Below are 20,913 nucleotides of genomic sequence, written 5' to 3'. Positions count from 1 at the left end.
CGTATTCACTGCCGTTGTCCTCGATGGAAGTTCGCGCGCGGCCGGCGGACCACGCGTCACAGTACTGCGCACGCCGTTCCAGTACTGGAGGGCGTGCCGACACCTCCCTGATCTGCGCGGATCCCGGAGGTGGCTGATCGTCGGACGGGCTCGTCAATCTCCAACAGGTATCGAGTCGTTCCCGTTCCTCAGCACCGACCACCTTGGCAACGAGGTCGGTCGATCACAATCAGCCGATCGGCGCAGCACGCTGACAAATCCGTCTCAAAACCCTGAACGAGAACGCTGTTCACATTGTTCGGCGCGGCAAGCTAGCGACCCCTTGATCGGGTGTCAAATCGAGCCAAAGGGCCCGGTGAACACCCATGAACTTCCGGCACGTTCCAGTACCGCCGTAACATGGAGATATAGATGACGTATAGACGGTGGGACCGGTGGGCAGCCGGACGATCTTCACGTTAACTCGACCGACAGGTTGTCCACAGAGTGCAGTGGACCGACGCGCGCACCGATCGAGACGGCACACCGGATCCGCCCGGCCACCGACCTGCGCACCTCCGAAGCGCGGAGGCCGAAAAGGACGGCCGGCTCCGTGTCCCCGCAGCACTTCGGTTGACGCGGCGCTCCGGCGCGCGCCAGACTTGCCCGGTTTGACCGGTCAAATGAGACCCGCCACCGTCCTCGCCGCCACGAGGTGACTGCCGATGACCGACCTGCCGCCGTCGTCCGTTGTGGACCTCCACATCGGACGCACCCCACGGTTGCTCCACCGCACCAAGCACTCGGGGTCGCGTGTGTAGCGACCGGACCGTGCCCACCTCACCGGAAGAACGAGCTGCCGCCGCTTCCTGCCGCTCGACGGGGGTCCGGGCCGACCAGCCGGCTTTCCTCGGCCGCATTCGCGGTGGAACACCTGCCCGGTGGCCACGCCGACAGGGCCGGCCAGACCCGGGAATGCGGAGAGGCGGGCCCGGGAATGCAGAGAGGCGGTGGGCCGCATCGCGCACCCACCGCCTCCGCGGTCCAGGGTCGCCCCTGGGTCGAACCTCAGCCCTTGACGGGCGGCACGGTGCCGGTACCGGTGTCGCCTTCGGCGGCAGTGCCGGCGGTGCCCGAGTCGGTGCCGGCGTCGGCGCTGGTGCCGGCCTCGCGGTCGGCGGTTGTGCCGGTGCCGGCGGTCCCGGCTTCGGCCGGGACTTCGTCGGCGGCAGTGCCGGTGCCGGCGGTGTCGGTCCCGGCAGCGGCGGCGGTATCAGTGTCGGCGGTGCCGCCGGCGGTCGTGCCGGCGTCGGCGGCAGCGGTGCCAGTCTCGGTGTCGGTGGTGGCACTGGCGGTCGTGCCCGGGTCGCCGTCAGTGGGCGCGGTGGGTTCCGGGCGCTCCACGCCGACCGACCACGGGCCCGCCAGAGCCGCGAACGCCGCCACGGCCGTCACCATCGGCGCGGCCACCGCGGCCACCACGCCGGCCGTCACCGGGATGTCCAGCACCGGCTCGCCCTTGCCGTTGCGCACGACCACCCGGCGCGTGTTGCCCTCGTGCACGAGCTGCCTGATCTTGTCCGTCAACGCCTCGACACCCGGCGCCTGACGATCACCCTGCTCCGTCATGTCTACCCCCTTCGCCGACCATCCTCCCGCGTGCCGGTCGTCCAGATCCAGTCGCGTCGCTTGAACGGCCCTCACCACGGTGTCCGGACAACCGGCGTCGTGTCCGAAGTGGACACCGCCACCCGCCGCACAGGAAGCGCCGGGCGTCGCCGGCGATGTCACCGCACGCCCGGCCGCGCGGAGAGTACCGCGGCTTCGTGGAGCTAATTGCCGGTCGCCGTGGAGCTATCTTTTCGGTACGGTGGCTCCATGGGAACTCCCGGTGCACGGCGCCAGGCGCGTGGCGAGGTCGAACGACTGCCGAGCGGGTCGTTGCGGGTGCGGGTGTACGCCGGGGTCGACCCCGGATCGGGCAAGCGGCGCTACCTGACCGAGACGGTGCCCGCCGGTCCGGCGGCCGACCGCGAGGCGGAGGCGGTCCGGACCCGGCTGCTCGACGAGGTGGACGCGATGCGGAACCCGCAGGCCAAGGAGCGGCCCCGGGCGAACGCGCGTCCGCGCGGGCGCCGGCGTGGCGAGCTGACCGTCGCGGCGGTCGCCCGACTGGCCGGCGTGTCCGCGCCGACGGTGTCGAAGGTGCTCAACGGGCGTCCGGGCGTGGCGGCGACGACCCGGCGGCGGGTGGAGGCGGCGCTGCGCGAGCACGGCTACCGTCGACCGGAGGCGGTCGTGCGGGCGCCGAACGTGGAGGTCGTCTTCTTCGGCATGCAGAGCTACCTGGCGGTCGAGGTCATGCACGGCGTGGAGCGGGTCGCGGGCGCGCACCGGCTGGCCGTGGGCTTCACCGACGCCGCGCGCCAGTCGGCGACCGGCCGGTCCTGGGCGCACGACCTGCTGTCGCGGCAGCCGTTGGGCGTGGTCGTCGTGCACCTCGGCTTCACCAGCGAGCAGCACGGCCTGCTGGCCACGAGCGGCATCCCGCTGGTGGCGCTGGACCCGACCGGCGAGCCGGAGCACTCGGTGCCGTCGGTCGGCGCGGCCAACTGGAGCGGCGGCATCGCGGCGGCCAGGCACCTGCTCTCCCTCGGCCACCGGCGCATCGCCGTCATCGCCGGCCCGCCCGAGCGGATGTGCGCGCGGGCCAGGCTCGGCGGCATCCGGGCGGCGATGGCCGAGCACGGGATGCCGCTGGACGAGCGGTTGGTGCGCATCGGGCAGTGGTTCGCCTTCGAGGAGGGGTTCATCCACGCCCGCGAGCTGCTGCGGCTGCCCGACCCGCCCACCGCCGTGCTGTGCGGCAACGACCTCCAGGCGCTCGGCGTCTACGAGGCGGCCCGGCAGGCGGGCCTGCGCGTGCCCGAGGACCTCAGCGTGGTCGGCTTCGACGACATACCGGCCGTGCGCTGGTGCGGGCCGCCGATGACCACCGTGCGGCAGCCGATGGTCGAGATGGGCGCCGCCGCCGCCGAGCTGGTGCTGACCCTGGCCGCGGGCCGGACGCCCGACCAGGCCCGGGTCGAGCTGGCCACCACCCTCATCGTCCGCGACAGCACCGCGCCGCCGAAGTGAGTCCACATAGCGAAATCGTGCTGCGCCGAACGAGTGAAGTTCCGAAGCGTTTCCACAGTTGATCGAAAGCTTTCGACCTGCGGACACGTCCGCTCGTCCGGCGTTCGCGCGCGTTCGCCCTGGTTGCCCTCCCCCGCTCCGCGTCCCTAACTTCCGCAACGGGCGGGAGCGACTCGGAGGGACGACGATGTTCCAGAGGATGTTCCAACGGCGACGGCTGCCCGCCGTCGCCGCGGCACCGGTCGTGGCGGTGAGCGCGGCGCCGGTCGCCTCGGCGGCCACCGCCGTCACGGTGAACGCCGCGACCACCTACCAGCGCATCGACGGCTTCGGCTTCTCCCAGGCGTTCCGCAACGCGGACGGCTCGCCTGCCGTCGTGGCGCTGAACACCACCTGCTCGGCCGTCTCCGTGCCCGTCACGGGCATGAGCACGCAGGCCGTGCCGCACCTCACCAACGGCTCGAACAACACCGCGGCGCAGACCCCGATCACCACCAGCGGCGGCGCGCTCACCTCCACCATCCCCGCTCGTTCCCCGGTCACCTACGAGGTCCGCTCATGAGCCGCTCACCAGTCGTGTCCGCGATCCTCGGCCTGGTCGTCGTCGCGGCGGTGGCGCCGGCGGTCGTGATGACCGCCCGCGCGCCGGACGCGTCGGCCGCCGCCGAAGGCGACTACGTCTCGTTCGCCCCGGTGGACGGCGGGTTCGCGCTCGCCGCGAACGGCCGGGCCGCGCCGCTGTTCGTGAGCGGTGGCGACTTCCCGGGCGTGGTGCGGGTGGTGGACGACCTGCGCACCGACGTGGAGCGCGTCACCGGCGTGCGGCCGACCGTCTCCACGGGCACGCCGACGTCCGGTGAAGCGGTGCTGGTCGGCACGCTCGGCCGCAGCGCGCTGATCGACGGGTTGGTGTCCGCCGGGAAGCTCGACGTCGCCCGGATCCGGGGCAAGTGGGAGACGTCGCTGCAACAGGTGGTCGAGAACCCCGTGGCGGGGGTGAGCCGGGCGCTGGTGATCGCGGGCAGCGACCAGCGGGGCACGATCTTCGGCGTCTACGACGTGTCGCGGCGGATCGGGGTGTCGCCGTGGCACTACTTCGACGACGTGCCGGCCCGCAAGCACAGCGCGTTGTACGTACGGCCGGGCAGCCACTCGCAGGGCACGCCGGCGGTGAAGTACCGGGGCGTGTTCATCAACGACGAGAACCCCTCCACCGGTCGGTGGGCACGGGCGACGTTCGGCCCCGGCCTCGCGCCCGGCCAGCCCGGCGGGCTGAACCGCCTGTACTACGAGAAGGTCTTCGAGGCCATGTTGCGGCTCAAGGCCAACTACCTCTGGCCGGCGGTGTGGGGCCGGGCGTTCGCCGAGGACGATCCCGCCAACCACGCCACCGCCACCCGGTACGGCGTCGTGATGGGCACCTCGCACGAGGCGCCGATGATGCGCGGCATCGAGGAGTGGAAGCGCAACCCGACCCGCTACGGCGGCAACGGCGAGTGGAGCTTCGTGCGCAACGCCACCGCCGTGCAGAACTACTGGGCCGACGGCATCAAGCGCATGGAGCGGGAGAAGTTCGAGGGCGTCGTGACCCTGGGCATGCGCGGTGAGGGCGACACCAGCCTGCCGGACGGCGACGGCGTCGAACTCATGCGGAGCATCATCGCGAGCCAACGCCAGATCCTCGACCGCGAGAGCAGCACGCCGCTCGACCGGATCCCGCAGGTCTTCACGCTCTACAAGGAGGTCCAGCGCTACTGGGACCGCGGCCTGCGCCCGCCCGACGACGTCACGGTGGTGTTCGCGGACGACAACTGGGGCAACATGCGCAAGGTCCCGGACCCCGCGCTCGCGCCCCGAGCGGGCGGGTACGGCTTGTACTACCACTTCGACTACGTGGGCGGCGGGCGCAACTACAAGTGGGTCGACACGATCAACCTGGCCAACACCCGTGAACAGCTCGACCTGTCGTACCAGAGCGGCATCGACCGGCTGTGGGTGGTCAACGTCGGAGACCTGAAGAACGAGGAGGCGCCCACCCAGTTCTTCCTCGACTACGCCTGGAACCCCGCCGCCATCCCCGCCGCCATCCCCGCCGACGGCATCGCCGAGTGGACCCGCCAGTACGCCGCCCAGAACTTCGGCGAGCAGGCCGCGCCCGCGATCGCCGACGTCCTGCACACCTACGGGCAGTTGCAGGCGCGCCGCAAGCCCGAAGCGACCAACCGGCGTTACACCAGGGACACGGCCGGCGCGATCACCACCGACGACGCGATGACCCCGTACAGCATCGAGAACTACGGCGAGCTGGACCGCGTCACGGCGGAGTGGCAAGCGCTGGCCGCGAAGGCCCAGGCGGTGGGCCGCACGCTGCCCGCGACCGACCAGGACGCCTACCACCAGCTCGTGCTCTACCCGGCGAAGGCCACCGCCAACCTGTACGCGCTGCGCAAGGCGCAGTTCCTCAACCGCTGGTACGCCTCACAAGGCCGGGCGGCCACCAACGACCTCGCCGCGACCGCCGAGGCGCGCCTGGCCGACGACGTGGCGATGTCCAACCACTACAACACCACCCTCGCCGGCGGGAAGTGGACCGGCTGGCAGACCCAGACCAAGTTCGGCTACGGCGACAAGGCCCGCTACGGCAACAACGCGAGCTGGCAGGAACCGCCGGAGCCCGACCAGATCTACCCGGCGGTGCAGCGCATCACCGTGCCGTCCGCGGCGTCGATGGGCGTGGCGATCGACGGTTCGCTGAGCTGGTGGCCCAACGCCACCGGGCAGCCGGTGCTGCCGGAGTTCAGCCCCTACCAGACCCAGCCCGCCCAGCACGTCGAGGTGTTCAACCGGGGCACGAGCCCGTTCACCTACCGGATCACGCCGTCCGTGCCGTGGCTGACCGCGACCCCGGCCAGTGGCACCGTCACCAAGCAGACCCGCGCCACGCTCACGGTCAACTGGTCCCGGGCGCCCGCCGGGAGGACGACGGTCCCGATCGCCGTCACCGGCGCGGGCCGCACCGTCACCGTGCAGGCGGTGGTGAACAAGCCCGACGCGCCGCCGGAGGGGTTCGTGGAGGCGAACGGCTACGTCTCCATCGAGGCCGACCACTACACCAAGGCCGTCGACGGCAACGGCGTCTCGTGGTCGCACCTGCCCGACATCGGCCGCACCGGGTCGGGCATGCGGCCGAGCCCGGTGACCGCCGCCGACCAGACACCGGGAGGCGACGGTGCACGCCTGGAGTACCAGGTCAACCTGACGACGACCGGACCGGTCACGGTGTGGGCGTACCTGTCGCCGCGCAACAACGTCCGCCCCGGCGCCGGCGTCGAGTACGCGATGTCGATCGACGACCAGGCGCCGAAGACGGTGAACACCACGACCGCCACGGGGTCGGACGACACGGCCATGAACAAGGGCTGGGAGCTGAACGCCCTGGAGGCCGTCAACCGCACGTCGACCACGTTCGCCGTCGCGTCCCCCGGCGTGCACACCCTGAAGTTCTGGGCCGTCGACCCCACCGCCGTGCTCCAGAAGCTGGTGGTCGACACCGGGGGCCTGAAGTACAGCTACCTCGGCCCACCGGAGAGCCACCGGGTCACACCCGGCGATCCGACGACGACCACCACACCGACCAGCACCACCACCACTACCACCACGACCACGACCAGTCCGGCCGGGTGCACCGCGTCCGCGTCCCTGAACTCGTGGAACGGCGGCTTCACCGCCACCGTGGAGGTCACCGCCGGGTCGTCGGACATCGACGGCTGGACCGTGACGCTCACCCTCCCCCCGGGGGCAACGGTCACCAACGCCTGGAACGCCCAGCGCGACGGCGACACCGGCACCGTCCGGTGGACCAACGCGAGCTACAACGGCCGCGTGGCCGCCGGCCAGTCCACCGAGTTCGGCTTCCAGGGCACGGGCGTCGGCACCGGTGTCGCCCCGACCTGCACGACCCGCTGATCACGCCCCGCCCGGTCGGTGGGGACCCCCTGCGGTTCCCGCCGACCGGCCGCGCGAAGGAGGATCATGAGCAGGACTTCGTCGATCACCGGCCTGGCCGCCGCGGCGGCCCTCGTGGTGGCGTCGCAGGCGATCGGCGCGGAGCCGTCGTCCACCGCGACCGAACGCTGGGTGCACACGTGGGCGTCGATGCCCCAGTTGACCGAGTCGTCCAACATGCCACCCGCGCCGTTCACCCAGAACGGCGTGGTGCTGGCCAACGCCACCCTGCGCCAGACCGTGCACGTCTCCGTCGGCGGCAACCAGCTCAGGCTGCGGTTCTCCAACGCCTTCGGCGGCGCGCCACTGCCCATCACCGCCGTCACCGTCGCCGTGCCCCGCGGCGGTCTGGCCGGCGTCAACGCCGTCGAACCCGGCACGTCGCGCCCCGTCACCTTCCACGGCAAGGCGTCAACGACCATCCAGAAGGGCGCCCAGGCGGTCTCCGATCCGATCTCCTTTCCCCTCGCGGCCCAGGCGAACCTGACCGTCACGACGTACCTGGCACAGGGACAGGCCTCCACCGGCATCACCTCGCACCCCGGCTCGCGCACCACCTCGCACCTGCTGGCCGGCAACCACGTCGACGCGGACGCGATGTCCGGCTCCACGCCCACCGACCACTGGTACTTCCTCAGCGGCGTCGAGGTCCTGTCCGGTCCGAGCACGGCCTCCCTGGTCGTGCTCGGCGACTCGTTGACCGACGGGCGGGGTTCCACCACCAACGGCAACAACCGCTGGCCCGACCAGCTCCTGGCCAGGCTCCAGGCCCAGCCGGACACGGCGGACGTCGCGGTGGTCAACCAGGCCGCCGGCGGCAACAGCGTGCTGCGGGGCGGCCTGGGACCGACCGCGCTGTCCCGCCTGGACCGCGACGTTCTGGCCCAGAGCGGGATCGAGTGGCTGGTGGTCTTCGAGGGCGTCAACGACATCGGCGGCTCCCCCGCCACCGACGCAGGCCGGCGCCAGATCGCCGCCGAGCTGATCGACGCCTACGACCAGATCATCCTCCAGTCCCAGGCCCAGGGCATCCGCGTCTTCGGCGCGACGCTCCTGCCGTTCGGGGGCAACGGCTACGACGACGCCGCGGGCCACCACGAGCAGGCCAGGCAGGCGGTCAACACCTGGATCCGCACCAGCGGCCGGTTCGACGCCGTGATCGACTTCGACCAGGCGGTCCGCGACCCCGCCCAGCCGCGCAGGCTCAAGGCCGCCTACGACAGCGGCGACCACCTGCACCTCAACCCCGCCGGCTACCGGGCGTTGGCGGACGCGGTGCCGGCGCACCTGCTCACCACCGCATAGGGCCGACAGGTCTGGGTGTTCCCTGTGAGTGCGCCGCGGCGGTGGTCCGCGGCGCACGGCCGGGTGCGTCGGATTCCCAGGGTTCTCCCAGGAGCGCCCAGGGATCGGCCAGGCAGGCGCGCCAGGCTCGGCCCCATGACGATGATCGAGGTAAAGGGCCTGACCAAGCGGTACGGGCCCGACACCGTGGTGGACGACCTGTCGTTCACCGTCGAGGCCGGGCAGGTGACCGGGTTCCTCGGGCCCAACGGCGCGGGCAAGTCCACGACCATGAAGGTGATCCTGGGGTTGGCGGCGCCCACGAGCGGTTCCGCCACCGTCGCCGGGCGCCGCTACCGCGACCTGCCCGTGCCGCTGACCGAGGTCGGCGCGCTGCTCGACGCGGGTGCCGTGCACGGCGCCCGCAAGGCGTACGACCACCTGCTGGCACTGGCCGTGAGCAACGGCCTGCCCCGGCGGCGGGTCGACGAGGTGCTCGCCCGGACCGGGCTCGAAGGCGTGGCGGGCAAGCGGGCGGGCGGGTTCTCGCTCGGCATGCGGCAACGGCTCGGCATCGCGGCGGCGCTGCTGGGCGACCCGCGCGTGCTGATCTTCGACGAGCCGGTGAACGGGCTCGACCCCGAGGGCATCCGCTGGATCCGGGACTTCATGCGGTCCCTGGCCCGCGAGGGACGCGCGGTGCTGGTCTCCAGCCACCTCATGAGCGAGATGGCGCAGACCGCCGACCACCTGGTCGTCATCGGCCGCGGTCGGCTCATCGCCGACACGGGCGTGGCCGAGTTCCTGCGCGGCAGCGGCGAGGGCGCCGTGCTCGTCCGCACGCCCGAACCGGCCGAGTTCGCGCTGCGGCTGACCGCGTCCGGCGCGACCGTGCGGGAAGGTCCCGAGTCGTCGCTGGTCGTGGCCGGCCTGACGAGCGAGGAGATCGGCAAGCTCGCCGCCTACCACCGGGTCGTGCTCACCGAGCTGACACCGCAACGGCCCTCGCTCGAGGACGCCTTCATGGAGCTGACCAGGGACAGCGTCGAGTACCAGGGGGCGGCGGCGTGAGCGGCCTGGTGACCCGGGTGCGGTTCGGCCACGCCCTGCACGCGGAGTGGGTGAAGCTCCGCGGCCTGCGTTCCACCTGGTACACCCTGGCCTGCCTGTTCGGGGTCGGGCTCGGCATCACGTTCCTGTCGATGGGCACGGCGGGCGCGGAGTACGCGGGCTCGTCTGCCGCGGAGCGACTGGCGTGGGACCCGACGAACCTCAGCCTGACCACCTACATCGTCGCCCAGCTGATCATCGGCGTGCTCGGCATCCTGGTCGTCACCTCCGAGTACGCGACCGGCCTGCTGCGCACGTCGCTGGCCGCCACCCCGCGCCGCCACCGGCTGCTGGCGGCCAAGGTGGCGGTGGCCACCGCCGTCGCCGCGGTGGCGGGCGAGGCGCTGATGTTCGCCGCGTTCCTGCTCGGCCAGGCGCTCCTGGCCGGGCAGGGCGTGCCGCACGCGCGGCTCGGCGACCCGGGCGTGCTGCCGGCCGTGGCGGGCGGCGGGCTCTACCTCGCGGCGATCGCGCTGCTCGCGATCGGTCTCGGGACGATCATGCGTGCCACGGCGGGCGCGCTCGCCACGCTGGTGGGGATCGTGTTCCTGGTGCCGGCGATGTCGGGGCTGTTCCCGTCGTGGCTCCAGGGCCTGTTCGACTTCTGGCCGAGCAAGGGCGCGGTCGCGGTGCTCACCACGGTGCCGGACCCCGCCTACCCGCACCCCTGGCTGAACCTGGCCGGGATGTGCCTCGGTGTCGCCGCGGTGCTGGCCGCCGCGTTCGTCGTCTTCCGGCGTCGTGACGTGTGATGGTCGCGCTGCGGGAGGTGTGCCGGGGCGTGGTGGCGGCGGTCGCGGCGCTGGCCGCCATGGCGGGAGTCGCGGCGGCCGGGCTGTTCCTGCTCGACGCCGACCGGATCGGCGCGTTCGGCGGGCTGACGGCGGCCGTGGTCGCCCTGGCCGCGGGCGGGTCGGCGGAGTTCGGCGCGGTGCCGTCGGGTGATCTGCCGTTCGCCGTGCGGGGTGGCGTCACGGTGGTGCCGCTGGGTGTCTCGCTGGTGGGCGCGGTGGTGCTGGGGTGGCTGCTGCTGCGCGGTCGGGACGGTCTGCTCGGTCGCGGTGCGGCGGCGGTCGTGGCGTTCCCGGCGGGGTTGGCCGCGGTGGCGTGGTCGGCTCGGGGAACGGTGACGCTGCCGGGCGGTGCGACGGGCGGCGGGTCCGGAGCGTCCGCCTGCGGGGTGCCGGCGGCGGGTCCGCTCGGCCGGGGCGGGTCGGTCGACGCGCTCGGTGCCGGGTTCGCGGTGCCGGTATGGTCCGCGGCGGCGGGCGCGGTGGGCTGGGTGCTCGCGGTCGTCGGGGTGTGCTGGCTGGTCACGCGGTTCCGGGTGCGCGTGCGGGGCGTGGTGTGGACGGCGGTCGCGCTCACGGTCGCGTGCCTGCTCGTCGCGTCGATGTCCGGGGGTGCCGCGGCGACCGGTGCGGTGCTGCTCGGGCTGCCGGTGGTGGTGTTCGGCGCGGTGTCGCTCGGGCTGGGCGTGCCGTGGACCTTGACCTCGGACGGCGCGCTCTCGTGCGTCCTGGACGCGGTCGCGCCTCCCGCGCCGGGCGGGCCGCTGACGTGGGTCGCGGCGGTCGTGCTGCTGGTTCTCGGCGTCGTCGTCGCCCGGTCCGTCGGTCCCGACGGCGGGCCGCTGCGCCGTGCCGCGCGCGCCTCGACGCGGCTCGCGGCGGCGGTGGGGGCGGCGCTGGCCGGGTCGGCGCTGCTGTCACGCGTGTCGGTGGAGCTGGGCATCGGCGCGTTCGGGTTCACGCTCCCGGTCCTGGACGCGCGGTTGGCGGCGGACCCGCCGGCGGCGCTCGGGCTGGGGCTGGTGGCCGGCGCCGCGGCGGGCTTCGCGGGCAGCCTGCTCGTCGACGGTTCCCTCAGGTTGGCCTCCGTATCCTGGCCGGCGTGGAGGGACAGGGACGGGCGATGACGCTGCTGGTGGTGGACGACGAGGCCACGGTGCGCGAGCTGCTGTCCGCGACGCTGAGGTTCGCCGGCTTCCGGGTGACGTCCGCGGCGACCGGCGCCGAGGCGCTCGCCGCGGCCACCGCGGAGCCGCCCGACCTCGTGCTGCTCGACGTGATGCTGCCGGACGTGGACGGGTTCGAGGTGGTCCGGCGGCTGCGCGAGCGGCGCGCGGAGGGCCACCGCGGTCCGGTGCCCGTCCTCTTCCTCACCGCGCGGGACCGCCAGTCCGACAAGGTCACCGGGCTGTCGCTCGGCGCGGACGACTACGTGACCAAGCCGTTCGACCTGGAGGAGCTGATCGCCCGGATCCGCGCGATCCTGCGCCGCACCTCGGGCCACCAGGCCGGCGTGCTGACCGTGGGCGCGCTCGCGCTCGACGCCGAGGGCCACCAGGTGACGCGGGCGGGCCGGCCCGTCCGCGTCTCCCCCACCGAGTTCCGGCTCCTGCGCTACCTGATGGAGAACGCCGGGCGCGTGGTGTCCAAGGCGCAGATCCTCGACCGGGTGTGGCGCTACGACTTCGGCGGCGACGCGGGCATCGTCGACACCTACATCTCCTACCTGCGGCGCAAGGTCGACGTCGAGGACCCCAAGCTGATCCACACCGTGCACGGCGTCGGCTACGTGATGCGGGAGCCGACGGGGTGAGGCGCGTGCTGGGCCGGTTCTCGCTGCGGGCCAGGCTGCTGCTGCTCACCGCGGGCCTGCTGCTGGCCGGGTTGGGCCTCGTCGGCGCGGTCGTGTCCGACCAGCTGGAGCGCTACCAGCTCGCCCGGATCGACGACCAGCTGCGCTCGTTCGCCGAGATCGTCTCCGGCGTGTCGACCACCGGGCCGCCCGAGGCCGTCGACGCCACCCGCCACCCCGACCTCCTCGACCCGGCCCTCGACCTGGTCGGCACGCCGTACCTGGTGTACCTGGACGCGGACGGCGAGCCCGCGGGCGGTATCCAGGCCGCCCGGCTGGCCGGCGCGACGGTGCCCTCGCCCGACGAGCTGCACGCCGTCCCGACCGGGGGTGACGCCGTGGACCTGCTCGCCGCGGGCGACTCGGCGCGGTGGCGTGCCGTGGCCCGGCCGGTCACCGGCTGGGGCGGCACGGTGATCGCCGCTGCGCCGCTCGCCGAGGCCGACGCCACCGTCGCCCGGCTCCGCGCGACGAGCCTGGCCGGCGGCGGCGTGCTGCTCGTGCTGCTGACGGCCGTCGGCTGGTTCGCGCTCGGCCGCGGCCTGCGACCCCTGCGCCGGATCGAGCACACCACCGCCGCCATCGCCGACGGCGACCTCACCCGGCGCGTGCCCGTCCTCGCCGCGCCGACCACGGAGGTCGGGCACCTCGCGGCCTCCCTCAACACCATGCTGGGCCAGCTCGAACAGGCCTTCGCCGACCGGGCCGCGGCGCAGGCCCGCACGCGCGCGTTCCTGTCGGACGTCAGCCACGAGCTGCGCACGCCGCTGTTCGGCATCAAAGGCTCGACGGAGCTCTACCGGATGGGCGCGCTGCCCGAGCGCGCCGACGTGGACGAGGCGATGCGCCGGATCGACCGCGAGGCCACCCGGCTCACCGCCCTCACCGAGGACCTGCTGCTGCTCGCCCGGCTGGACGAGGCGCCCGAGGGCCAGCTCGACCCCGCCCCGATGGACCTGCGCACCCTCGCCAACGAAGCCCGGCACGACCTGCGCGCCCTCGACCCGTCCCGGACGGTGGAGCTGACCGGCCCCGGCGGCGCCGGACCACCCGGCCCGGCCCCGGTGCACGGCGACGAGGACCGCCTGCGCCAGGTCGTCACCAACCTGGTCGGCAACGCCGCCACCTACACCCCGCCGGGCACCACCGTCCGCATCGGCGTCGGCACGGCGGACGGCCGCGCCGTGCTGGAGGTGGCCGACGAGGGCCCCGGCCTGACCGCCGAGCAGGCGACCCGCGTCTTCGACCGCTTCTACCGCGCCGACCACTCCCGCAACCGCACGGGCGGCGCCAACGCCGGACTGGGCCTGGCCATCGCCCGCTCCCTCGCCCGCGCGCACGACGGCGACCTCGACCTCGACACGGCCCTCGGCGAAGGCGCCCGCTTCCGGCTCACCCTGCCCCTGCTCGACCACGACTGACACGCCGGACCGCTCCCGGCGCAGCAGCCTCCCGACGCGGTCGCGCGGCACGGCTTTGCGCAACGTTCCGCAACCCGGTCCACTCGTGCGAGCGCCGCAGGCTCTCGGCGGCGGCACACCACTGCCGCGAACAGGCCAACTTCACGGTTGCGCCTGGACAGCGGCTGGTGAGCGGGGCGGTTCGGCGTCCACCCTGCTCCGACCACCATCCGCCGCCGCGTTCGCCGGGGTGAGCGCGGCCCATCCTGATCAAGGAGTGCTCGTATGTCTCGGAGCAGCGGCTTGCGCAGACGCTTCACCACCTTCCTCGCCCTCACGTCCGCCGTGTTCCTCGGCGCCTCGTTGACGGCCACGCCCGCACAGGCGGCCTACGGTCCCGCGCAACCGGTGGACATCCAGCTCAGGGGTTACTCGGGCGGTTACACCACGCTGGTCGGCCGACTGGTCGGCACGGTCCGGTTCGACGACGGCAACTCCCTCTACCGGCTGGACCTGACGCTGTGCCGCCAGTCCAGCTACACGAGCACGAAGCTCACGGTCAACGTCAACGGCGCCTTCCACCAGTGGTACTCCCGCGAGGACGGCTACCGGCCGGAGGCCTGCGGCGGCGGGCACGGCCTGTCCGGCGTGGTCAACGTCGACCTGCCCTACGCCGGCGTCGTGCAGAACATCGGCCTGGTCTACGAAGGGCTCCACTTCTCGGGCTCGACCGCGACGCCGGTCTCGCGCGGCGCGTTCTACGACAACCCGTTCAACTGAGGTCGCGACCCGGGTGGCGGCCCCCGCCACCCGGTCCGCCGATGTTCGCCGCCTGTTCGCCTCGCCGCGACCATCGGCGGGTTGACGACGTCACGCCCCGGCCGGGAACCTCGGTGCCGGCCGATGATCTCCGCGACACCGGCCGCTCCGCCGCCGTGCCACTCGACACCGGATGGAGGGCATGGTCGTCGTGACCGCCCAGCTGACCGACCCGTCCCGCACCCCTTCCCGAACCAGGCGGACGACCGTGAGACTGCTGAGCGCGCTCGTGGGCGCGACTCTGCTCGCGGTGCTCGTACCCGGCGCCGCGTGGGCCGAGCCGCCACAGGCCCTGCCCGCGAGCCACGCCGCCGCCGACGGCAAGTGGCAGCCGGCGTTCGACTACGACACCGACGGCTGCTACCCGACACCGGCGATCTCGCCGTCCGGCGCGGTGGCCACCGGGCTGAAGAACTCCGGCGCCCTCAACGGCCAGTGCCGCGACCAGTCCGACCTGGACAACACGAACTCGTACTCGCGCTCCAAGTGCAACAACAACTGGTGCGCCTACCTCTACGACCTGTACTTCGAGAAGGACCAGGCCGTGGCCGGCTGGGACTGCTGCGGCCACCGCCACGACATCGAGCACGTCGTCGTGTGGGTCAGCGGCGACCAGGCCCACTACGTGTCCACGTCCGCGCACGGCAAGTACTCGACCTACCCGCGTTCCCAGGTCGCCTGGGAGGGCACGCACCCCAAGATCGTCTACCACAAGGACGGCCTGAGCACGCACTGCTTCCGCCTCGCGGGCGCGGGCGAGCAGCCGGAGAACCACTACGGCACGTGGCAGTACCCGGACCTGGTCAGCTGGGACCACTTCCCCGCGGGCATCCGCGACATCCTGGTGAGGGCCGACTTCGGCAGCGCGAGCCTGGCCATCAAGGACGGCGCGTTCAACCACAACCTCGCGCAGGCGAAGCCGAGCGGCATCCCGTTCGACCCGAACGCCTGACCCGGCGCGGGAACCCCGTCCGCCCGGGCGGGGTTCCCGTCACCCGGTGAAGTGGACGTCGTAGCGGTCCTGCTCCGACCGCAGGGCGTCGAACGTGTCCAGGCCGCGCGCGATGCGGCCCAGGTGGCGGAAGTAGCCGAACCGCTCGACACCGGGCGTGAGGACGACGAGCAGGTCGGCGTGATGGCCCGGAGCGGCGCCGAACGCGTGCGGCACGTTCGGCGGCACGATGACCAGCCCGCCGCGGTCCACTGTGGTCGTCGTACCGTGCCGGAACTCCAGCACGCCGTCGAGCACGTAGAACAGCTCGCTGGACCGTTCGTGGAAATGGGGCTTCGCGCCGTCCGCGCCGACGTCGAGGGTCAGCCGGTTGACGCCGAACGCGCCGCCGTCGGCCAGGAGCCGGAACGCGCTGCCGCCGGTCAGGGGCACGAGCTCGGCGGTGTCGGCGGGGATGACGGTGATCGTTGACATGCCCCGAGTCAAGCGCGGGAACAACGCGCGGACCAGGAGCGGTTGACGATGGCGGGGATCACCGGACGTGATGGATCGAGGGGGCGTGGAGTTCCGGCAGTTGGAGGCCTTCCTGGCGGTCGTCGACGAAGGCGGGTTCGGGCGGGCGGCGCAGCGGCTGCACATCGTGCAGTCGGCGGTGAGCCAGCAGGTCAAGCGGCTGGAGCGGGAGCTCGGCGTGACGCTGTTCGACCGCGGTGGGCGCCTGGTGCGGCTTTCGGCGGCCGGTGAACGGCTGCTGCCCGAGGCACGGGCCGTGCTCGCGGCCGTGCGGCGCACCCGCGAGGTGGCCGCGCGGGTGGCGTCCGGCGCGGAGGGCGTGGTGCGGCTGGGCACGGTCAACGGCGCCGGCGAACGCCTCTACCGCGCGTTGGCCAGGCTGGACGCCGCGGGGCTGCGGGTGCGGCTGGACCAGTCGCCACCGGCGCGGCGGCTGGCGGCCGTGCGGGACGGGGAGCTGGACGCGGCCCTGGTGCGGGCGGCGACCGACGCGCCGGGGCTGACGGTCGTGCCGGTGTGGACCGATCCGCTGCACGTGGCGCTGCCGGCCGCCCTCGCCGACCGCCGGGAATCGCACCTCGGCGATCTCGCCGACCTGCCGCTGCGACTGGCTCCCCGCGAGCACAACCCGCCGTTCCACGGCCTGATCACGACGGCGCTGCGGGCATCGGGCCCCGTGCCGCCGGCCGGGCCGCCGTTCACCACGCTCCAGCGGACCCTGGCGGACATCGCGTCGGGACCACCGTCGTGGACGGTGCTCTACCGGGTCACGGACCTGCCGCCCGCACCGGGTATCGCGTTCCGGCAGCTCGCCGACCCGGTCCTCACCACCTCGCTCGTCCTGCCCGCCACGCCCTCGCCGGTGCGACGCCACCTGCTCGCCGCGTTCGGGCGATGACGGGTCAGTCGTACTTGTCCTGGTTGAGGAAACGCGCGAAACCGCGCCACGAGTTCGGGCCCATCACCCCGTCGATCGGGCCCGTGTAGCCCCACCGTGCCGCCAACCGCTGCACGGCCGCCCACGTCTGCGCACCGGGCACGCCATCGATCGGACCCGCGTAGCCGTACGCGCGCATCGCCCGCTGCAACGCCGCGTACGTGCTCGTGCCCGGCACGCCGTCGATCGGTCCGGTGTACCCCTGCTCGAGGCGCAACCAGTTCTGCGCCCGCTGCCACAGGACGGTGCCGGGGACGCCGTCCTGCTCGGTGGTCGTCTTGGGCAGCCCGGCGCCGCTGCCGAGGTAGAGCAACGGGTTGATGCGCGTGCCGCCCGGGTCGATCATGTGCCAGTGCAGGTGCGGTCCGGTGGACGAGCCCGATCCCGGCGCGCCGACCGCGCCGCCGGACAGCCCCACCACACCGCCCATGCCGACCCTCGTGCCGTTGGCCAGCAGGAACTGCGAGAGGTGCAGGTACTGGGTGCGGTAGCCGTTGTCGTGCCGGATGGTGACGGTGTGGCCGCCCGTGCCGTTGTCCGGGGTGTTGGTCACCACGCCGCCGCCGGCCGCGGGCAGCCGGGTGCCGACGGCCATTCCGTAGTCGATGCCGCCGAGCGAACCGCGGTTGAGGTGGTCCTGCCAGGTGCCGGTGATCCGGTAGCCGGTGAAGGGGTGGTAGAAGCCCGGGACCGCGGCCTCGGCCACGCCCGCGCCGAACGCGGTGACGACACCGGCCGCCACCGTCCCGCGCAGCAGGGCACGTCTGCCGATCCAGTCGTTGGTCATCGTCCGAACGTAGGGACGGCGGTGGCGCGCTGACAACGTGCGTTCGGCCGACGGCCATTCGGGTGGGCGGCACGCCCGCGGCGGAGGTCCGACCACGGGACCGAACGGGTCAAACGCCGCCGAGCCGCCGGCCGGGCACCACCGAGCCGGGCGGCACGTTCACCGCCTCGACCCGGGTCTCCTCGGCCGACAGCGTGAACCGGCTGAAGCAGCCGGTGTCCCAGCGCAGTCGCCGCACGCCCTCCAGGTCCGCCCCGAGCGCCCGTCCGACCAGCCACGAGTGCGGCCCGGCGTGGCCGACCACGAGCACGCGCTTGCCGCCGTAGCGCGCGGGCAGGTCGTCGAAGAACGCCAACGCACGGGCCGCATCGGGCGCGACCTCGACCAAGTCGCCGTTCAGGACCGGTTCCCGCAGGGCCTCGGAGCGCTCGACCGTCACGTCCAGTCCCGCGGTCGCGAGCCGGGCGGTGTCCCAGGCCACTGCGAAGTCCGAGCTGAACACGACGTCCGGCACGAACCTCCGCACCGCCGCGCCCGCCGCCCACGCCTCCGCCCGGCCGTGCGCGGACAGCCCCGTCCCGAACGGGTCCGGGTGGCCCTCGCGCGGGTGGTCGGGCTCGCCGTGGCGGAGGAAGAGCAGGTCGACCTCGTGCCCGCCGACCTCGACCGTGGGCCCCTCGGTCCGTTCGAGCTCGATGATGTCGAGCACGTCGTCGCAGACTTCCTCGGGCAGCTTCCCCCGGATCTCCAGGGGCACGCCGACCGGCCGGAAAGCCGAGTGCAGCTGGTGGATCCGGGCCTCGTCCATCCGCTGGAGCGGGTCGCGGAGCAGGTTGCGGTGCAGCAGGTCGGCCACGTCGGCGGTCAGCGAGATCGTGATCAGCTGGTAGCCGCGCCGTTCGAAGCGCAACGCCTGGCCGGCCAGGAAGTCGACGTCCTCGAACACGCCGTCCACCACCGGCAGGAACCCGCTGTCGCAATAGGACAGCGCGAGGTCGAGGCACGCCAGTTCGGAGGCCTCCAGGGTGAAGGCGGTGAAGTCGCGCGGGTGCGCCATGTACCTGACGGAATCGTTCGACACGCGGACCGACGGTGGCAGCGCGTCCCTGAGCAGGGCCGCCGTCGTCGTCTTCCCCGTGCCGGGAAGGCCGCGGATCAGCACGGCGAACCGCCGCCCCACCACATCACCCGTCTTCACGTCGATGGCCGTCACCGGGCGCCGAGCCTAGCGCACCGGCCGCCACCACCCGTGAGGCGACCGCACGTCGGGGGACCGTCGCCGATCCCCCGACGCGGTCCTCAGTAGACAGTCGCCTGCCGGGACGTCGACCGGATGCCGTTGGCGCCGTTGAAGATGCGGTTGCCCCAGTTGGTCAGGCCGGCGCGGTTGAAGCCGGTGACCATGTCGAGGTACTCGACGCCGCCGCCGTTGCCGCTCCACGACCAGCCGAGGTAGCCGATGCGCTGCGACTGGGCCGTGGCCATGATCGCGTTCTCGTCGGGGTTGCCGTCGGAGTGGTTGTCGCCGAACTCGCCGACCACGATCGGCAGCCGGGCGTTGACGAACGCGTTGAGGTAGGAACTGACCTCCGACGCGGTGTCGTACACGCCGTACATGTGGATGGAGAAGACGGTGTTGCGCTGGGGGTCGGCGTTGAACACCGTGGACGCGTTGTTGCGCATGGTGTTCGACCAGTCCTGGCCCCAGTTCGGCGCGTCCACCATCAGGGTGTGGGTGAAGCCGTTGGACCGCAGGCGCGAGATGGCGTTGCGGGTGTCGTTGGTCCAGTTGCCGTAGTTGTTGTTGCCGTACGGCTCGTTGCCGATGTTGATGATGACGTACTTCTCCTGGCCCACGAGCGCGCTCTTGACGCCCAGCCAGTAGTCCACCGCCTTGTTCAGGTCCACCGCGCCGCTCTGCTCGCCGTAGCCGGTGGTGTCGTGCGCTTCGAGCACGCAGATCAGCCGGTTCGACCTGCACTGCGAGACGATCGCGGACACCGCCGAGGTGCTGGTCCACGTCCAGCGCGCGCCCGTGCTCAGCACGACCCGCACGCTGTTCGCGCCCAACGCCTTGATGTCCGCCAGCGCCTGCGACGTCCGCTCGGGGTACCAGGCGTGCGCGTGGTTGACCCCACGCATCACGAACTCACTGCCGTTCGCGTCGTACAACCGCCCGTTGCCGACGTAGAACCCGTTCGCGGCCGACGCCGCCGGCGTGCTGAGCAGCGGCGCGAGCAACGCCGCCACCGCCACCAAAGCCCATCGTTTGACCACGTCTACCTCACCATGTCGTCGTTGACATCGTTGACATCCGAACCGGCGGCGGACAACTCGTTCGAAGGCGAATGCAATCAGTTAACCGGTTAAGCGTCAACCCCCAACGCACGATCGGAGGCATCCCACCACCAACCATGAATCGGTTAAGCACATTGCTACGATCACCACCCGCCACCCGAGGAGGTCGAACGTGCCGTCAACGGCCCGGGACGCACTGGTCGCACTGGCCACCCTGCTGGCCCCCGACGTCCCGGACGTCGCCGCCCGCGTGACCAACGCCCACGACGACCCCGACGGCTACCTCCACACCCACGCCGACCGCCTCGACGAACGCGGCATCGACGAGCCCGTGCCCGAGCTGGCGTGGATCGCCCTGGTCGACGCCCTCACCGACCACCACCTGCTGGCCGAGGTGGACTGGAAGGAAGCGGCCGGCGAGATCATCGCCCAACTCCGAACCCTGCGATCCAGCCCCACCGACCCCACAGCCTGGGCCTGGTTCACCGACCTGACGGACAACCAACCGGCCTACGACTTCCTCGACCGTGCGGGCACGGAACTCCGCGCCACCGGCACCACCCTCGCCGTGCTCGACATCGAGTCCGACTGCTACCCCCTCGTCCTACTCCCTAATCCCCACGCCAACACCGCGCGCGACCTCGCCACCACCGCAGGCTTCACCGCCAGCATCCTCGGCACACCAAACCCCACCGCCCCACCCCCAACCCCCTGAGCCCACCAACCCCTGAGCGCACCAACCTCTGAGCCACCAACCCTCACGCCCACCCGTACCCGCCGCCGGGCCGCCGTTTTATCCGGCTAGCGGAAGACATGCGATCCGGGTTGTCCCCGGTTGCACTCTTCGCCCAACCGAGTGATCCACCGCCCCACCCCCACCCACAACGGACCCGCAGCGCACCCACCGAGTCCACCACACCCAGCCCTCCCACAACGGACCCGCAGCATCCCCACCTAGCTTGAGCTTTAACCTGTTCGGCGGGGTCGTGGGGTGGTCGACTTCGTCTTCTTGTGCTGCTTTGGTTTCTGTGCGTTCGTGCTGGTGGCG

18 protein-coding genes are annotated in these 20,913 nt (G+C 72.5%); 13 read left to right on the top strand and 5 right to left on the bottom strand.

Features of this window, described 5'->3' with window-relative positions; all coding sequences use genetic code 11:
- Positions 1-1,047: 1,047 nt before the first annotated feature.
- Positions 1,048-1,608 (bottom strand): DUF4342 domain-containing protein, encoded by a 561-nt coding sequence (locus tag ACZ7GX_RS36065; RefSeq protein WP_498783548.1) that lies wholly within the window; start codon positions 1,606-1,608, stop codon positions 1,048-1,050.
- A gap of 249 nt (positions 1,609-1,857) precedes the next feature.
- On the opposite strand from ACZ7GX_RS36065, the gene ACZ7GX_RS36060 reads away from it, so the two are divergent.
- From ACZ7GX_RS36060 to ACZ7GX_RS36010, 11 genes are all read left to right on the top strand, one after another.
- The gene (locus ACZ7GX_RS36060; RefSeq protein ID WP_498783546.1) at positions 1,858-3,117 is read left to right on the top strand and encodes a LacI family DNA-binding transcriptional regulator; all 1,260 of its coding nucleotides are present in this window, start codon (positions 1,858-1,860) and stop codon (positions 3,115-3,117) included.
- 199 nt (positions 3,118-3,316) lie between these two features.
- A complete protein-coding gene (locus tag ACZ7GX_RS36055) occupies positions 3,317-3,679 on the top strand; it encodes a glycoside hydrolase family 30 beta sandwich domain-containing protein (RefSeq protein ID WP_498783544.1) in 363 nt (120 codons plus the stop codon).
- On the top strand, positions 3,676-7,083 hold the full coding sequence (locus tag ACZ7GX_RS36050) for a glycosyl hydrolase 115 family protein (RefSeq protein ID WP_498783542.1): 3,408 nt from the start codon (positions 3,676-3,678) through the stop codon (positions 7,081-7,083). The genes ACZ7GX_RS36055 and ACZ7GX_RS36050 overlap by 4 nt, the downstream gene beginning before the upstream one ends.
- A gap of 66 nt (positions 7,084-7,149) precedes the next feature.
- Positions 7,150-8,427, top strand: a complete 1,278-nt coding sequence (locus tag ACZ7GX_RS36045; protein WP_498783540.1) for an SGNH/GDSL hydrolase family protein — start codon at positions 7,150-7,152, stop codon at positions 8,425-8,427.
- A 141-nt stretch (positions 8,428-8,568) separates the two neighbouring features.
- Positions 8,569-9,477, top strand: a complete 909-nt coding sequence (locus ACZ7GX_RS36040) for an ABC transporter ATP-binding protein (protein ID WP_498783577.1) — start codon at positions 8,569-8,571, stop codon at positions 9,475-9,477.
- Positions 9,474-10,268: an ABC transporter permease gene (locus tag ACZ7GX_RS36035; RefSeq protein ID WP_498783539.1), complete on the top strand. Its 795-nt coding sequence runs from the start codon at positions 9,474-9,476 to the stop codon at positions 10,266-10,268. The genes ACZ7GX_RS36040 and ACZ7GX_RS36035 overlap by 4 nt, the downstream gene beginning before the upstream one ends.
- Positions 10,268-11,434, top strand: coding sequence for a streptophobe family protein (locus ACZ7GX_RS36030; RefSeq protein WP_498783537.1), 1,167 nt, complete (start codon positions 10,268-10,270; stop codon positions 11,432-11,434). Before ACZ7GX_RS36035 ends, ACZ7GX_RS36030 begins: the two co-directional genes overlap by 1 nt.
- Positions 11,431-12,120, top strand: a complete 690-nt coding sequence (locus ACZ7GX_RS36025; RefSeq protein WP_498783574.1) for a response regulator transcription factor — start codon at positions 11,431-11,433, stop codon at positions 12,118-12,120. Before ACZ7GX_RS36030 ends, ACZ7GX_RS36025 begins: the two co-directional genes overlap by 4 nt.
- A complete protein-coding gene (locus ACZ7GX_RS36020; protein ID WP_498783535.1) occupies positions 12,117-13,580 on the top strand; it encodes a HAMP domain-containing sensor histidine kinase in 1,464 nt (487 codons plus the stop codon). The genes ACZ7GX_RS36025 and ACZ7GX_RS36020 overlap by 4 nt, the downstream gene beginning before the upstream one ends.
- 264 nt (positions 13,581-13,844) lie before the next feature.
- Positions 13,845-14,339, top strand: a complete 495-nt coding sequence (locus tag ACZ7GX_RS36015; RefSeq protein WP_498783533.1) for a hypothetical protein — start codon at positions 13,845-13,847, stop codon at positions 14,337-14,339.
- A 247-nt stretch (positions 14,340-14,586) separates the two neighbouring features.
- The gene (locus ACZ7GX_RS36010; RefSeq protein WP_498783531.1) at positions 14,587-15,330 is read left to right on the top strand and encodes an NPP1 family protein; all 744 of its coding nucleotides are present in this window, start codon (positions 14,587-14,589) and stop codon (positions 15,328-15,330) included.
- Between the two features lie 39 nt (positions 15,331-15,369).
- On the opposite strand, the gene ACZ7GX_RS36005 is transcribed toward ACZ7GX_RS36010, so the two are convergent.
- The gene (locus ACZ7GX_RS36005) at positions 15,370-15,804 is read right to left on the bottom strand and encodes a cupin domain-containing protein (RefSeq protein WP_498783529.1); all 435 of its coding nucleotides are present in this window, start codon (positions 15,802-15,804) and stop codon (positions 15,370-15,372) included.
- 70 nt (positions 15,805-15,874) lie between these two features.
- On the opposite strand from ACZ7GX_RS36005, the gene ACZ7GX_RS36000 reads away from it, so the two are divergent.
- Positions 15,875-16,741 (top strand): LysR family transcriptional regulator, encoded by an 867-nt coding sequence (locus ACZ7GX_RS36000; protein WP_498783572.1) that lies wholly within the window; start codon positions 15,875-15,877, stop codon positions 16,739-16,741.
- 4 nt (positions 16,742-16,745) lie between these two features.
- On the opposite strand, the gene ACZ7GX_RS35995 is transcribed toward ACZ7GX_RS36000, so the two are convergent.
- From ACZ7GX_RS35995 to ACZ7GX_RS35985, 3 genes are all read right to left on the bottom strand, one after another.
- Complete coding sequence (locus tag ACZ7GX_RS35995; protein ID WP_498783527.1) at positions 16,746-17,567, bottom strand: peptidoglycan DD-metalloendopeptidase family protein; 822 nt, start codon at positions 17,565-17,567, stop codon at positions 16,746-16,748.
- Positions 17,568-17,676: 109 nt separating this feature from the next.
- On the bottom strand, positions 17,677-18,780 hold the full coding sequence (locus ACZ7GX_RS35990) for a histidine phosphatase family protein (RefSeq protein ID WP_498783525.1): 1,104 nt from the start codon (positions 18,778-18,780) through the stop codon (positions 17,677-17,679).
- Between the two features lie 86 nt (positions 18,781-18,866).
- Positions 18,867-19,844: a cellulase family glycosylhydrolase gene (locus ACZ7GX_RS35985; RefSeq protein ID WP_498783523.1), complete on the bottom strand. Its 978-nt coding sequence runs from the start codon at positions 19,842-19,844 to the stop codon at positions 18,867-18,869.
- 193 nt (positions 19,845-20,037) lie between these two features.
- On the opposite strand from ACZ7GX_RS35985, the gene ACZ7GX_RS35980 reads away from it, so the two are divergent.
- Positions 20,038-20,580: a DUF6630 family protein gene (locus tag ACZ7GX_RS35980; RefSeq protein ID WP_498783521.1), complete on the top strand. Its 543-nt coding sequence runs from the start codon at positions 20,038-20,040 to the stop codon at positions 20,578-20,580.
- Positions 20,581-20,913: the final 333 nt, after the last annotated feature.

Source organism: Actinosynnema sp. NPDC037264 (genome assembly GCF_055603705.1).
The sequence above is the reverse complement of the archived record's forward strand: the minus strand, read 5'-3'. Positions and strand labels throughout refer to the sequence as shown.

Excerpts from the sequence above, each read along its gene's own strand:
- ACZ7GX_RS36065 (WP_498783548.1), bottom strand. The coding sequence starts at position 1,608 with ATGACGGAGCAGGGTGATCGTCAGGCGCCGGGTGTCGAGGCGTTGACG.
- ACZ7GX_RS36060 (WP_498783546.1), top strand. The coding sequence starts at position 1,858 with ATGGGAACTCCCGGTGCACGGCGCCAGGCGCGTGGCGAGGTCGAACGA.
- ACZ7GX_RS36055 (WP_498783544.1), top strand. The coding sequence starts at position 3,317 with ATGTTCCAACGGCGACGGCTGCCCGCCGTCGCCGCGGCACCGGTCGTG.
- ACZ7GX_RS36050 (WP_498783542.1), top strand. The coding sequence starts at position 3,676 with ATGAGCCGCTCACCAGTCGTGTCCGCGATCCTCGGCCTGGTCGTCGTC.
- ACZ7GX_RS36045 (WP_498783540.1), top strand. The coding sequence starts at position 7,150 with ATGAGCAGGACTTCGTCGATCACCGGCCTGGCCGCCGCGGCGGCCCTC.
- ACZ7GX_RS36040 (WP_498783577.1), top strand. The coding sequence starts at position 8,569 with ATGATCGAGGTAAAGGGCCTGACCAAGCGGTACGGGCCCGACACCGTG.
- ACZ7GX_RS36030 (WP_498783537.1), top strand. The coding sequence starts at position 10,268 with ATGGTCGCGCTGCGGGAGGTGTGCCGGGGCGTGGTGGCGGCGGTCGCG.
- ACZ7GX_RS36025 (WP_498783574.1), top strand. The coding sequence starts at position 11,431 with ATGACGCTGCTGGTGGTGGACGACGAGGCCACGGTGCGCGAGCTGCTG.
- ACZ7GX_RS36015 (WP_498783533.1), top strand. The coding sequence starts at position 13,845 with ATGTCTCGGAGCAGCGGCTTGCGCAGACGCTTCACCACCTTCCTCGCC.
- ACZ7GX_RS36005 (WP_498783529.1), bottom strand. The coding sequence starts at position 15,804 with ATGTCAACGATCACCGTCATCCCCGCCGACACCGCCGAGCTCGTGCCC.
- ACZ7GX_RS36000 (WP_498783572.1), top strand. The coding sequence starts at position 15,875 with ATGGATCGAGGGGGCGTGGAGTTCCGGCAGTTGGAGGCCTTCCTGGCG.
- ACZ7GX_RS35995 (WP_498783527.1), bottom strand. The coding sequence starts at position 17,567 with ATGACCAACGACTGGATCGGCAGACGTGCCCTGCTGCGCGGGACGGTG.